Below are 14,742 nucleotides of genomic sequence, written 5' to 3'. Positions count from 1 at the left end.
CTAAGTCACCATTTGTTAACGCCTCTATTGCAACTTCTACGACAAAAACAAAAAAAGGCACCTAATAAGGTGCCTTTTGTCATTTCTTTATCTAAGCAACGCTATTTAGCTTAGGTTTTAACTCTTTTCGCGTCAAAGTTTCACTGTAATCATGACTGAAGTGGTCAACTTGAATCGCTGCGTAGCGAAGTTTGTCTGCTGCAATGATTTGGTCAACTTCGTCTTGAGTAAGAACATCTGCCGCCAGTGCTTGAGCAAGTTTATCTTGCAATAGACCTTTACGAGCCACTTTGCCCTCTTTCACTGCTTTGAAGATCTTACGTTCGAGAGGCTTGATGCTGTACATCGCATTGAACGCATTCTCCATTAGGCCAACACTATCCTCTTCTTCTTTGCCTATGTAGCAAAGGTGAGTTAGACGTTCACGGTGTGCACCCGGAGTCATCAAGCTTTCTGCCAGTTGTACCGTTAGATTATCACTTGGTTTTTCAAAGTGGTTACCGACAGGGAAAACTAGACCTTTAAGTACTTTACCTACCATCTTGTTCGGGAAGTTTCTGTACGCTTCTTGTAGCGATTTAGCCGCGTTATGGAAACAGTGTTGAACCGCGTAGTGTACGTAGTCTAGGTCAGCTTGTTGACGACCTTCATCTTCATACTTCTTAAGCGCTGCAGACGCCATGTATAGGTAACTTAGACCATCACCTAGACGTGCAGAGATAAGCTCTTTACGTTTCAGTTCGCCACCTAGTGTAAGCATTGCGAAATCCGCACTCACTGCAAGCGCACGGCTCAAGCGAGTTAAGTCTTGGTAGTAAGGCTTCGTTGGACCGCTCATATCCGCTTTAATGAACTTAGAGCCTGTCAATGCCGCACCGAACGCACCAAACGTGTTCTTAGTTGCGTGAGAGATATGCTTGAACAACAAGTTATCGAAATCCTTCGCACCTTGCTTCTCATCTGGGTTTGCTGCCGCTTCCATTTCGCTTAGCACGTATGGGTGACAACGTGTCGCACCTTGACCGAAGATCATCAGGTTGCGAGTTAAGATGTTCGCACCTTCTACTGTGATAGCAACTGGAATACCTAGGTAAGGCGCAGCTAAGTAGTTCATTGGACCATCTTGAATTGCACGACCAGAGTGGATATCCATTGAATCATTCAGGATAGTACGCGCCATTTCTGTCATGTGATATTTCGCGATAGCCGTAACGATACCCGGCTTCTCTTTCATATCGAGTGAAGTAGTTGTTAGTGTACGAGTCGCTTCTAGTAGATACGTTAAGCCACCAATACGACCTAAACTCTCTGCAACTCCTTCAAACTTACCAATCGACATACCGAACTGCTTACGAACATAAGCGTATGCGCCGGTCGTTTTCGCCGTTAGGTGGCCCATCGCCGTGCCAAGTGCGGGTAATGAGATACCACGACCTGCAGACAGACATTCCACCAGCATACGCCAGCCTTTACCTGCGTAATCGGCACCACCGATTAACCATTCCATAGGAATAAATACATCGTGACCGCGTGTTGGACCATTCATAAACGCAAGACCAAGTGGGTCATGACGCTCACCAATCACAACACCTTCGTGGTCAGCCGGGATTAGCGCACAAGTGATGCCAATGTCTTCTTTGTCACCCAGTAGCTTTTCTGGATCGTGAAGTTTGAAAGCCAGACCAAGTACCGTCGCCACTGGTGCTAGTGTAATGTAGCGTTTGTTCCAGTTAAGCTTGATACCTAGCGTCTCTTTACCTTCGTGCATGCCCATGCACACAGTACCGACATCAGGGATACCACCCGCATCAGAACCCGCTTCTGGGCCTGTTAGTGCGAAACATGGGATATCTGTACCGTCAGCAAGACGAGGTAGCCAGTAGTCTTTTTGGTCTTGAGTGCCGTAGTGAGACAGCAGCTCACCAGGACCAAGAGAGTTTGGAACCATTACTGAAACCGCAGTACTGATACTGCGAGTCGCAATCTTAGTTACGATAGTTGAGTTAGCGTGTGCTGAGAATTCACGACCGCCATACTCTTTCGCAATAATTAGCGAAAAGAAACGCTCTTTGCGTAAGAAGTTCCACACCTCTTCAGGAAGGTCTCGATCTTCTTTTACAATTTGGTGGTCATCAAGCATAGCGAGCAAGGTTTCAAGCTCATTATCCATGAACGATTGCTCTTCTGCTGTCAGCTGAGGTTTTGGGTATTGATGCAGCTTAGTGTAATCTGGTTTACCAGAAAACAGCTCTCCGTCCCACCACACGCTACCCGCTTCCATCGCTTCTTTCTCGGTGCTAGATAGTGGTGGTAGTACTTTTTTAAAGAGTTTAAAAGCTGGGTCACTTACCCATTTTTGTCTTAGAGAGCTCATAGTTCAGATCCTTTTGTTCACTATATTGGTTGTGAATGTTTCGCTTTTTATTGTTTTATTCTTCTGCTGACATGCCAGCGGCTAAATATGGAATAAGAATATCGACCACTGCCTTAGCATCTATCTTTCTGTCATAGTCATTCTCTGCAATTTCTACCAGAGCCTGACTTGATGCCATGGTGAATACACAAGTCCCTAGGGTGAAGTGTAATCGCCAAAATAACTGTTCTTGAGTGAGGTTCGGATTCGCCTTCATTACTGACGTTGTAAACAAAGAAAGTACTTCGCTATAACGGGTAGTAATGAACCAACGCAAGTGTCCTTGCACATCTGTATAGCCTCTGCCGATAAGTAACATGAACCGGCTTGTACCATTTGGCCTAACATCATTAAGTGCTCTTAGTGGCTGTCTCAGAGACTCAAACACGTCACTCATAGAATACGTTTCGTTCAAGTTTAAGTTCACTAATGCATCTTGCAGTGCTGGCATAAATGCTTCTAAGTAACGATTGAGTACCGCACGAACCAGAGTCTTCTTATCGCCAAAGTGATAGTTCACTGAAGCTAAGTTGACATTCGCTTTACTCGTAATCGTGCGTAAAGAGGTGTCATTAAAACCGTGCTCAGCAAATAAGCCTTCAGCCACATCTAAGATTTTGTCTTTGGTTGTACTTCTTGGTGCCATTTCAATCACTCGTATTAAACAACTGTTTGAAATATACGCTTAGTACATTTATTTAACAAGCAAGCAACATCACACTTTCACAAATTGGTCGTACCAGTTAATAAAACTCAGCACTAACCGATTGAATCGCTGTGTGTTTACAAAAAAAGAAAAAAATAATGAATTTTCTTGGAACTGAAATGGAAATGGTGGGTCATAAATTATATAGAAAACAGCGTATTTAGAAGTTTAACAGGCCGTCAAACTTGTTCTTCTCACTGCTTTCTTAATTACTGTATTTTCCTTATTAACTCCTATACTTGTATCCGCCCAAACCACGTTGGTTTGGGCTTTTTTTTTGTTTGTTGTTTGGGACGAGAGTGAGCCTTACTTACCCCTCTTCACAGCTACTAACTACAACCTGAACAGCGCGACCGCCTCTTTATATGCTGTCATTTCTTCCTAAGAGTCGAACTACCATGCTTGGCACATTGTTATCACTGGAACTCGTATTTCAAACAACCTACTAGCCAACGTTTACCTATCTGAGTCCAAACCTAATACTACGTTTCCTCTATTTACGGTGCATCCATTCGAAGCTTGCCACTTGCTACTATTGGTAAATTAATCAATAAGGATAGAGACTTACATTCGAAATAAAGCCAACAAACTTAGCAATTTCTTGCAGATGTCCTAAGCTTCGTTTAATACCCTTTTCAATTAAGTAGTTAAACGCTTGTTGGGAAGCGGCGGGAGCTTTTAAAAGTAGAAGGAGACCTACTTTGAGACTGTTGAAATTACCTATTATGTGTTGCTTAGTTATTGCAACTCCACTCTCTGCTCAAACTTTAGAACAGGCCGTAGCCATTACCTTGGCTACCAATCCTGAGATAAAGAGTATCTTTAATGAGTTTGTGAGTGTACGGAAACGAAATGACGCCGCAGGTGGTGCTTATAGACCTAGTATCGACCTGGATGCTGGTATTGGTTACGAAGGCATAAACCCTGCACCAAATAACGGCCCCGATACCGATCTCACAAGAAAGGAAGCGACGATTTCCCTCACTCAGTTGCTGTGGGATGGTTCATCGACTCTCAATGATATTGATCGTACTGCCGCAGAAGCAGAATCGGTTCGTTTGCAATTGCTCGCGGATGCCGAAGACAAAGCGCTAGAGGTCACACAGATCTACTTAGACGCAGTCAAAGCAACTGAAGTTTTAGCCCTTTCGGAAAGTAACCTCGCTATCCACAAGAAAATCTATAAAGACATCAAAAAGCGTGCAGTCTCAGGCATAGGCTCAACCGCAGATGTATCTCAGGTAGAAGCAAGGATTGCAAAAGCTCACGGCAACTTATTAGCCGCACAGAACAACCTAATTGATACCCACACCCAATTTAGAAGAATAGTGGGTCAAGAACCGCTTGGCTTAGTCTACCCAAGAGCCGATATTTCTATGATTCCTCTGTCATTATCAGACGCGCTTGTTGATGCTCTGGACCAACACCCAGTCATCAAAGTCGCGACTGCAGATGTCGATTCAGCGCACTTCCAGTACAAACAATCAAAAGGGGTTAACTACCCGACGTTCTCTATCGAGGCATCTCAATCATGGCGAGATGATGCTGGAGGCGATGAAGGTTCGAGCCAAGAGACTTTGGCAATGTTGAGAATGCGATACAACCTCTACAACGGTGGTACCGATAGTGCTAATTCAGAAGCTGCAGCTTACCAACTCAATAAAGCAAAAGATCTAAGAGATCGTGCTTATCGACAAGTTGAAGAAGGCCTTCGCCTCTCTTGGAGTGCATTGGATCTGACGTTACAACAAAAGAACTTCTTGTCTGATCACGTGGATTCGGCATCAGAAACCGTTATCGCTTATGAGAAACAATATCGAATCGGTAAACGTACGCTACTGGATCTGCTTAACACTGAAAACGAATTGTTTGAAGCCCGCAAAGATTACTTAGATGCGCATTACTCTGAACAGTACGCTAAATACCGTGTAATGAACGCGACAGGCTCTCTATTGAACGCTCTACTGGTCGACATTCCAGACGAGTGGACAACGGCAGTGGAGTATTAATGATGAAGAGACCTTATTTATTACTTTCCGCATTAACGATAACGCTATGTGCATGCTCTAGCCAAAATGAAGAGCCCTACATAGAAACGCCAGAAGCGGAGCAAATTTCTGACCTGCAAGACGATGATAACGATGGTGTGGTCAATGCACGAGACACCTGTCCTGGCACACCAGAGTCGTCTCTGGTAGACAACGAAGGCTGTGGAGAGACGGTTAGCTCGCAAGAAGTCAGACGGCTGAACATCCTTTTCGCCAATGACTCCTATGAAGTTAACCCTATCTTCTCAGATCAAATCACCACTATGGCTGAGTTCTTAGAAACCTACCAAAGTGCATCGATAGAGATTCAAGGTTACGCCAGTAAAGTCGGCGCGAGTCAATACAACTTAGAGCTATCAAAGAAACGCGCTCACCACGTTGAAGATGAACTGTTGTCGAATGGTATCGACCCGAGCCGAGTAAGAGTTGTTGGTTACGGTGAAAACCGCTTAGAGAGCGATGGCAACGATGCTACGTCTCATGCACTGAACCGCCGAGTAACAGCCACAGTTGTCGGACTAAGCGAACAGATCGTCGAGGAGTGGACCATATTTACCACGCTTGAAAAGTAGCGTGACATTGTCACTGTGGATCTAGATGTGACATAGAGCGAGTGTCGAACAACAGCAGCTTAGTTATAAGATCAATAAAGCCGTGATAGGGTTGCCCATCACGGCTTTTTTGTTCTTTGTCGTCACATGAGTCGAGGGAGACTCTGTGACTCGTCTTGCTACTCAGAAGTTAGCTTGTTAATCAGTGAATAGGCTCGCCGTTAAACGAGCCTACCGCTGATTATAGTTTTACTTCTTGTTGCTTTGCTGTTTTCGGTAAAGAAACGCTTAGCAGGAAGTAACCTAGAATTGCAGCTGTTGTAGATCCCATCAGGATGCCTAGTCGAGCTAGTGTGTCAAACTCTACATTCGTTGGGCCAAATGCTAGTGATGAAATAAAGATAGACATTGTAAAACCAATACCACACAGGACAGATACTGCGAAGATGTTCATAAAGTTCACACCTTCAGGGAGCTTAGCAACACCCAATTTCACCGCACCCCAGCTGAATGCAAAGATACCAAGAGGCTTACCAATCAATAGACCCATAGCGATACCAAGCGGTAGCATACCTGTTAGGCTTGAGATTGAGATACCTTCCAATGAAATACCTGCGTTTGCAAAAGCAAAGACTGGCAAGATTGCAAAAGCGACGTATGGGTGCAGAGCATGTTCTAGATGCTTCAGCGGAGAATGTTCACCTTTATTGCCTTTCAGTGGGATAGCAAAACCAATCACTACACCAGCCAGCGTTGCATGAACACCAGACTTCAATACTGCAAACCACAGAATTGCACCAACAATGAGATACACACTCAGCTTAGTTACATGCTTGTTGTTTAGCATGAACAGCACACCAGTTGCGATGAAACCAACCGTTAACGCAAGCGTTGATAGGTCGCCTGAGTAGAACAGTGCAATGATAACAACAACGCCAAGGTCATCGATAATTGCTAAAGCCAATAGGAACACCTTCAAGCTAACCGGTACACGGTTACCAAGAAGCGCCATGATACCTAATGCGAATGCAATATCAGTTGCCGCTGGGATAGCCCAACCTTGAAGCGCTTCTGGGTTACTTGAGTTAAATAGCACGTAAATAAGTGCCGGAGCTAGCATACCGCCAACGGCTGCGATAGCTGGGAAGATTGCTGTCTCTTTAGACTTTAATGCGCCTTCTAAAAGTTCGCGCTTAACTTCTAAGCCGATTAGAAGGAAGAAGACAGCCATTAAGCCATCGTTAATCCAGTGAGACACAGACATACCAAGAACGTAACTGTGAAGTACACCTTGGTACATTTCGTTCAGTGGTGAGTTTGCTACAAACATTGCGATCGCCGCAGCGATGACTAGTATGATGCCGCCAGCAGATTCCATTTTAAAGAAGTCACGGATGACGTCGGTCATGATTTCGCCCTTATATTTATTATTTAAATAAACGAATAACAAAGAATAACCACGAGTTTATATCCAAGTTTAATTGATAGATAATCACTTCTTCGGATGTTTAACTTCGGTTTTTCCTACAAATACTAAACAATACGTCGTATATTCCATAATATTGTTATGCACCATGAATTAAGTATAAATGAGATCATCGAACCTGTATGCACAATTCATTGGGGGACGCTAAAAGGCGCAGGCATAAAAAAAGGCTATCAAATTATAGCCTTAGGTGTTTTTTAGTAGCCAGTTAACTGCATAAAGCCTGTCGCTTCATGACTCCCGCTCGCCTTAATCGGCCCTTCCCAATATGGTATGACAAATGGAAGCCACATATCCCTGCGTATAATACGCGTTGTGAGGTTGATATCATGCTTAGGGACGTTAATGATCCACTGCAAAGGCATCCGTCTTCCATTCATCAACGTTGTATTTTGCAATGGTTGAATGGAAATGTCGGATTCCGTTAATTGGTAAACTTTGCCTGAGCGCGTTGCTAATGTCCCGAATATGTAAGGCAACTGTTGGTTATGACGATAGCGGTTAATGCTCAGCGCTGTGCCGTCATCGAGGTTAAACACAAACCAATCCCAACCTTGTTGGCCCACTCCAAGTAAGCCACTGCCCCACTCTTTATGTACCCACGCAGTTCCTTCCACTTCCTTGGTAACGCCGTCTAGGTTCAACACACCGCTCAAAGATAAAAATGGAGCGCTGAAGTTATAAGACGCGACAGGTAATAAGTCGTGCTTTTTCTGATAACCGTTATCGCCGTTGAGCACATAGGGCCCTTTTGCAATGGTGTCGAGTTCAAGTCCAAACGTATCAGTTTGCACTTGAAGGCGCCCGGGGAATGGGGTGTTGCCGAGTGCACGCCAGTTCCAGTTATCAATCCAAAGCCTGAATGGGCGATTAGTCATTCCCGCTTGGCCAATACCGCCACGAGCCATGCGCTGTTCTTTCCATACTTTGGACTTAGAAGAGACCACTACATTTGAGATATAGACTTGAGGGCTTTGCCACCCCGGAGTTTCACGTTCGTCCGTTGCTATACGGAAAAAGCTCCACTGAACCGAATAGTCTTTACCGTCATCACCTTTCAAAGACGCAAAGTAATGCCACCACTCGTGCTGAAACTCTGGGTGGAACTTAAAATCTTGTGGTAGCGACACATTGCGGTCTGGCAAAACAGGTTCGAACACATTGAAGTGTTCATTAACCAATATTGAGTTAACTTCATTCACGCCCTTTTCACCAGGATCGATGAAATAGGAGTAATAACCCCAAACACTTAAAAAGATGCCGAAGAAACTGATTAATAGCAGAGAAGACAGGATTCGTTGTCTTAACTTAGTTGAGGTATTCCGTAAAAACATACTAAAGCGCATCCCTCAGTGACTTCATCGGAGTGTTCCGAATCATTCTCATCACTGGTAAAGCACCAGCTAGCATCAATGCTGCCATGGCCCATGCAAATGTCTGCAAATAGTCCCAAGGAATCACTTGTAACTCGAGTGACCACCCAAAAGACTGCTTGATCACGATATCTACAATTAGGCTCGCTAGCGCTAATCCGAGCGGAATCGCAATTAAGGAGGAAATAAGCCCGAACACAAACAGCTGCAAACTACCTGTCAGGATCAGTTCTTTCGCCGAGACACCCAAACAGCGCTGCAAGGAAATATGCCTTTGGCGAGATACTTCACCCGCAACCGTCGCGAAGAAGATACCGAAGACGGCGATAACCAAGGTGATATTGCCTAGTGTATCTGCAATCGCGAACGTTCTATCAAACACCCGCATCGCTTGACTGTGAATATTGTTATTATCGAAAACACGCTCAGAACCAAGCCTGAATACACTTTCTAATCGGTTGCGAAGCCCTAGTGAATTCACATCGTCTTTGAGTATTACGCCAAGGCCGACATTTCCCCGCCCTGCAAACCCATACAGCCAATTTCGATGCGACATCATGACTTGATGGTAAGGGTTACCGTAATCGTAATAGACACCGACAACCTGCCAACCAGAGCCGAGACTGTCATAGAGGTCGATGTAGTCGCCAGGGCGAATCCCCAGCTTGAGAGACATCGATTCACTGATCAACACACCTTTAGAGTGATGTAAGTGATACCAGTAATTCGGAATACCTAATTTGATCGTCAGCGCTTCTAGTTCGCCTTCAGAAGGGCCTGTACTGACCACCTGAATACTACCGACTGGAGACGCAACATCTTTCTCCCAACGCCACCAAACCGAATCCACTTCAGGTTGGTCAGATAACCAATTACTCATACGAGCAGCGGCATTGTTGGTTGGGTAGATATAAAGATCGGCTGCCAAACGCTGTGTTAGCCATTTATCAGTGGTATCTCTAAAGCTACCGACCATGGTTTCTACACCAATATTGGCTGTTAAGGCTAACATAAACGCCATCGTCGCCACGCCACGGTAGCTCATACTGGAAGCTGCATCAGCAAAGAACCAGCGAGCACGAACCCAGCGCAACGAATAAGAGAGGCTGTTAAATAACTTCCACATCAAAAACGGGGTAAATAGCGCCACACTGATCAGCATTAGCGCGATAATCGCAAAACCCGTTTCTTGAGTCTGAGGGGCTTGATACACAGCAACAGCAGCAACCAAGAAGCCACAGCCAATCAACGCTTGCCAAGTGAACTCGGTACCCGCAAAACGCATCAAAGACAAACGAGAAGACAGACGAATCGGTTGAGACTTAAGTAAACGAACCAGTGGCCACGCACACGCTAAGAAAGCACCAATCAATGCCATCAGTAAGCTGTAACCACTCCAACGCCAATTCCAGTCGATCGTTAAGCCGACGTTAGCGTCGTATAAATCGCCCAAGCTTGAAGATACGGCAGGTAACAATTGGTTTGCTAGCATCACGCCAAATACATTGCCGCAGATCCAGCTCAGTAAAACCAATAGCAGTAACTCTAAACAGAGCGCTTTAGTCAGTTGCCAACCAGACACACCCGTTTGTCTTAAAATCCCGACTAACGGTTGACGCTGAATAAAAGAAAGCGACATTGCTTGATAGAAAATGAACAAGCCAACCACAAACGACAGCATACCCATCGCTTTTAGGTTTAAGTGGAACGCACTGGTCAGCGACTCAAGCTCTGCCTTAGAGCTACGAGAGATCGTCAAACCATTAGGTAACATATTTTTAAGACGTTCAAACTTCTCAGTGGGCATGTCTGAACAAGCAATCACTGAAAGCCCAGCACTGCGTTTAAGCATTCGGAGCAAGGAGATATCCGCAATCAACCTTGTACCATTAATCATATTATTTTGATCAACAACCACAGGACCAAGTTCAGAACCATCCATCAAAGGGATGTAATCACCGTTGTGCCATTCCATGTGTTCAGCAAGATCATCACTGACAAGGATTGGATATGGTGGCTTCATGAGGTTCAAAGCGGTGAGATCTTTTAACGCTATACCAGGTTGTAGCTGAAGCATAGAAACAGGATCTATACCGACAACCATGAAGTTTGCGCCATTTTCATCAGTGATACGATGGTGATCAAGAGGAGAACACTGCTGAAAACCTTCACGGCGAAGTTGGATATAAAAGCCTTGCGGGATTTTATTGGCGTTGTGTTTTGGTCGAATACGGTAAGGAAGAGGATTCGAAAAGAGTTTTTCGCCATGCGCATAGCTTTGTTTGGCGTGTTGGTTGATAGCAGTAACACCAACCAAAAGTGATACGCCGAGGGTTAAACCAAGCCATACCAAAATAATCTGCAGTGGGTAACGTCGATAGTGACCGAGTAGTGCCTTAACTACGGGCCATAACATGCAGTTGCCCTCCTTGCAGACGGATCCTACCATCCATATGCAGAGCTACTTTTTCACTGTGTGTTACCAACAGCAACGTACATTCTAATTGACGAGCCAAAGAGGTCAGCAAACGCATTACCGCTTCTGCATTACGCTCATCTAAACTACCGGTCGGCTCATCGGCCAGCAATATTTTTGGTTCCATATACAGCGCACGCGCAATGGCCGCACGTTGTTGTTGGCCACCAGACGCTTCTTCAGGGTAACGGCCAAGTAAAGGCATAAGATCTAAAGCAGAGAGAATCTGTCTCCAGAGACCTTTGTCTTCAGGTAAGCCTTTTAACTGGCGGCAAAAACGGATGTTATCGGCAATATTTAACGTTGGCAGTAAGTTGAATTGCTGAAAAATATGGCCAATGTTGTTTCTGCGATAAGCGGTGCGGTCACGCTCGGTTGAGTCGTGCATATTGAAGTGAGGAAAAGCGATTTCACCTGAGTCCGCTAGGTCTAAGCCCGCGATAAGATTCAGTAAAGTACTTTTACCTGAACCGCTTTCTCCCATTAATGCCAGCTGGTCACCTTGGTTTAATGTTAATTCAGCACCTTGCAAAACAGGGTGAAACTCCCCCCCATCGACATAGCCTTTACATAGGTCTGACAGCTTTAACATTAAACAGCTCGCATTAGTTAGAATTTGGAAGGAGAATCTACACTAATTCCCTGTTAGGAGGAAGTATTTTGAAAGATAGATCACACGCCAACGATAAAGTGATGCGATTGGTGCGCCCTACTTCAACTTCCTATCAAGTTTTTAATCCATTTTCTTGTTTTCATGCGATAGAGCGACCCGCCCCACTTGAGGACTTCTTCCGTTAGGAAAAGCAGATATACCCACTCAGGTGGAAACTTAAAATAGATAGCCGCGATGGCTGCCAATGGGATACCGATCACCCACTGAGCAATCAAATCTTGATAGAGGCAGAACTTCACATCACCACCCGCTCTCAACACCCCAACGATCACAGTCAATGGCACCGAGCGAATGACAATACCCACACAGAGGATCAGAATGAACTTCTCTGAGAGGGCTCTGGTTTCTTCCGTCAGTGCGCTAAAGGCATTAAGTATTGGCGTTTGAACGAAATAGAGAAAAACGGCTACAACAATACTAGTTAAGAAACACAAAATTGTTAAGCCAAGCGATTGATAGTAAACCGCTTCATTGTTTTTCGCACCAAGTTGATTACCCACCAAAACAGCTGCCGCATTCGAAAGGCCAATCAATAAACTCAATGAGATAGATTCAACCGGCGTCATGACCGATAGCGCAGCCAGACCTTGAACGCCCGATTGCCCCATGATCGCGTGGTAAGCAAACAAACCACCCGCCCATGCTAAGAAGTTAAACGTGGTCGGCAGAGACAGCTTCAAGAAGCGAACCACCTTATCAATCGAAGCTGCCGCTTTAATATCGCAAAACTTAAATGCTAATAAATGCTTAGAGAAATAGAGATAACCAAACAAAGTCGCGACTTCAATCGCGCCACTCAGTACCGTCGCAATCGCCGCACCTTTGATTCCAAGCGCAGGAAAGCCTAAGTTACCGAAGATCAGCACCCAGTTTAAGAACACGTTAGACAGGATGCCGATACCGCTGAAAAATGTACTTAGCCCGGGTTTGTGCATCGCTCTCAAACCCACAGCCATACTGCTGACACACGATACCGCTAGCATGCTAAATGACGTAATTACGATGTATTCAACGCCTAAGTTGATGACCTCTTGAGAGTCGGTCGTCACGCCCATGATTTGTGCAGGAAATGAAACGAAAAACGCGATAGTCAGTAAAGCAAACAGTGTCGACACCAGCCACGTCAGCGCAGTGCTTTCTCTCACACCTTGTCTATTACCCGCGCCCCAATATTGAGCAGTAAGAAGAGCACCGCCCGTGGTAACACCCACCAGCATAATGGTCGTCACGAACATCGCTCGGCTCGCCACACCCACAGCTGCGATGTCTGCTTCGCCAAGTTGACCCAACATCAATACATCCACCAAGCCTCGGCTTGAAAACATAATGCTCTGCAAGGTGATGGGCAGTGCAATCGCAATAAGCCTGCGAACAAAATCACCTCGTGTGTGATGAATAATTGAAGAGAGCAACATAGAGAGATACCTAAACGGAACGTATTGATGAATAAAGATAAATATCGCGCTATTATATCAATGTTCGGTTTTTAACCACAGATATAAATGGAGTAACAATGAAGAAAGTACTGGTTTTAGGCGCTTCTGGATATGTTGGTTCGCAACTCCTCCCTCTCCTGCTTGAGCAAGGCTATCAAGTCACGGCAGCAGCAAGGCATATCGACTATTTAAAGGCACGGACCGAGCCTCACGAAAGCTTATCGCTTGAGTATCTTGATCTGGCCGATCAAGCTGCGACACAAGCCTTAGTCCCCGACTTTGATCTTATCTTCTTTCTCGTCCATGGCATGGCGGAAGGCCACGACTTTATCGATTATGAGCTGAACTTAGCCCGTAACTTTGTTTCTGCACTTGGTCCTAAAAACCAGCATGTTATCTATCTGAGTTCACTTCAACCTCAAACCGGCAACTCTGAGCACCTTCAAGCTAGAAAGAAAACGGGTGAGCTGCTTCGTAAAGGTTCAGTTCCTGTTACTGAGCTTCGTGCAGGCGTCATTATCGGCCCGGGTTCAGCTGCCTTCGAGATAATGCGAGACTTCGTTTACAACCTACCAATCATGATTGCGCCAAAGTGGGTCGACTCTAAAGCGAACCCAATTGCCTTGCAGAACCTGAATCACTACCTGCTGAAACTTGCACAAGACACGCCTAACGAAAGCCAAACCTTTGAGGTGGGTGGCCCAGATATCGTCTCTTATCGAAATCAATTCGCGCATATTGCCAAAACTGCCGATCGTCCACTCAGGCTGTGGGCGACATCGCTACTCACACCTAAAATCGCTTCTTATTGGCTTGGCGTGGTGACCTCTGTCCCTTCCAACATAGGTAGAGCCTTGCTTGCGGGTTTAAAGCATGACTTTATTGCTAACTCGACCACCATCCAAGAAAAGTACCCTCAGAAGCTTGTCTCGTTCGAGAGCATGGTTGAACAAGCCATTCACGCTGAAGGAAACTTTGTCAAAAGCAATGTGTGGGGCTTTGATAAAACCGCCTTCAAACGCTGGCAAGCTGGATACGGTTATTATCCAAAGAAAACAGGCGCAAGTATCACTTCAAGCGCTTCACTGGAATCGCTCTGGCACGTGGCTCAACAAATCGGAAGCCCGAAGCAAGGTTACTTCTTCGCTAACGCTTTATGGCGCACACGCGAATGGTTGGATGTTATTTTCGGTGGCGGCGTACCGGTTCGACAAATGCCAGAAGGACCCAACCTCAAAGTCGGTGACAAGATTGACTCTTGGAAGGTTATTCGCTGTGAAGAGAATCAGTTTCTATCCCTGCTTTTCGGTATGAAAGGCCCCGGTTTAGGGCGACTCGAGATTACCGTCTCTGACCACGGTGATGCTCGCGAGCTAAACATCTCGGCTTGGTGGCATCCAAAAGGCTTTCTAGGATTGCTGTATTGGTTTGCGATGATGCCAGCTCACCTGTTTATTTTCAAAGGCATGGTGAAGGCGATTGAGAAGCAGGCACAAGAGCAGATGCGAGATTCGAGTGTCGAGATGCGAAAAGATTAAAAGCAGATACGGGATTCGAGTAGCGGGATGCCAAAAGACTAA

The 14,742-nt window shown here is 45.4% G+C and carries 10 protein-coding genes; 3 read left to right on the top strand and 7 right to left on the bottom strand.

Annotated elements, in window-relative coordinates:
* Positions 1–91: 91 nt before the first annotated feature.
* Together AB4161_RS07455 and AB4161_RS07450 are read right to left on the bottom strand one after the other, a co-directional pair.
* The gene (locus AB4161_RS07455; RefSeq protein WP_372083107.1) at positions 92–2,374 is read right to left on the bottom strand and encodes an acyl-CoA dehydrogenase; all 2,283 of its coding nucleotides are present in this window, start codon (positions 2,372–2,374) and stop codon (positions 92–94) included.
* Between the two features lie 55 nt (positions 2,375–2,429).
* Complete coding sequence (locus tag AB4161_RS07450) at positions 2,430–3,059, bottom strand: TetR/AcrR family transcriptional regulator (protein WP_017065403.1); 630 nt, start codon at positions 3,057–3,059, stop codon at positions 2,430–2,432.
* A gap of 761 nt (positions 3,060–3,820) precedes the next feature.
* Between AB4161_RS07450 and AB4161_RS07445 the strand changes: the two genes are divergently transcribed.
* Entirely contained in the window at positions 3,821–5,128 is a 1,308-nt protein-coding gene (locus tag AB4161_RS07445) for a TolC family outer membrane protein (RefSeq protein WP_372083106.1), read from the top strand.
* Positions 5,128–5,739: an OmpA family protein gene (locus AB4161_RS07440; protein ID WP_017060388.1), complete on the top strand. Its 612-nt coding sequence runs from the start codon at positions 5,128–5,130 to the stop codon at positions 5,737–5,739. Before AB4161_RS07445 ends, AB4161_RS07440 begins: the two co-directional genes overlap by 1 nt.
* Before the next feature lie 220 nt (positions 5,740–5,959).
* Here the strand turns inward: AB4161_RS07440 and nhaA are convergent, their stop codons facing one another.
* The 5 genes from nhaA to AB4161_RS07415 all read right to left on the bottom strand — a co-directional run bounded on the left by nhaA (position 5,960) and on the right by AB4161_RS07415 (position 13,141).
* A complete protein-coding gene (gene nhaA, locus AB4161_RS07435) occupies positions 5,960–7,126 on the bottom strand; it encodes a Na+/H+ antiporter NhaA (protein WP_010441484.1) in 1,167 nt (388 codons plus the stop codon).
* A 275-nt stretch (positions 7,127–7,401) separates the two neighbouring features.
* The gene (locus AB4161_RS07430; protein ID WP_017068753.1) at positions 7,402–8,550 is read right to left on the bottom strand and encodes a lipocalin-like domain-containing protein; all 1,149 of its coding nucleotides are present in this window, start codon (positions 8,548–8,550) and stop codon (positions 7,402–7,404) included.
* The gene (locus AB4161_RS07425) at positions 8,540–10,993 is read right to left on the bottom strand and encodes an ABC transporter permease (protein WP_136982098.1); all 2,454 of its coding nucleotides are present in this window, start codon (positions 10,991–10,993) and stop codon (positions 8,540–8,542) included. Before AB4161_RS07425 ends, AB4161_RS07430 begins: the two co-directional genes overlap by 11 nt.
* The gene (locus AB4161_RS07420; RefSeq protein ID WP_017060385.1) at positions 10,974–11,645 is read right to left on the bottom strand and encodes an ABC transporter ATP-binding protein; all 672 of its coding nucleotides are present in this window, start codon (positions 11,643–11,645) and stop codon (positions 10,974–10,976) included. The genes AB4161_RS07425 and AB4161_RS07420 overlap by 20 nt, the downstream gene beginning before the upstream one ends.
* A 122-nt stretch (positions 11,646–11,767) precedes the next feature.
* Positions 11,768–13,141: an MATE family efflux transporter gene (locus AB4161_RS07415; protein WP_372083105.1), complete on the bottom strand. Its 1,374-nt coding sequence runs from the start codon at positions 13,139–13,141 to the stop codon at positions 11,768–11,770.
* 98 nt (positions 13,142–13,239) lie between these two features.
* Here AB4161_RS07415 and AB4161_RS07410 point away from each other — a divergent pair, with 98 nt between their 5' ends.
* Positions 13,240–14,700, top strand: a complete 1,461-nt coding sequence (locus AB4161_RS07410; protein WP_372083104.1) for a DUF2867 domain-containing protein — start codon at positions 13,240–13,242, stop codon at positions 14,698–14,700.
* Positions 14,701–14,742 lie beyond the last annotated feature (42 nt).

Origin of the sequence: Vibrio sp. 10N.286.51.E5 (genome assembly GCF_041469125.1) — a bacterium.
GTDB classification, from domain to species: Bacteria; Pseudomonadota; Gammaproteobacteria; order Enterobacterales; family Vibrionaceae; genus Vibrio; species Vibrio crassostreae_C.
This window is presented reverse-complemented; position numbering and strand designations above follow the sequence as displayed.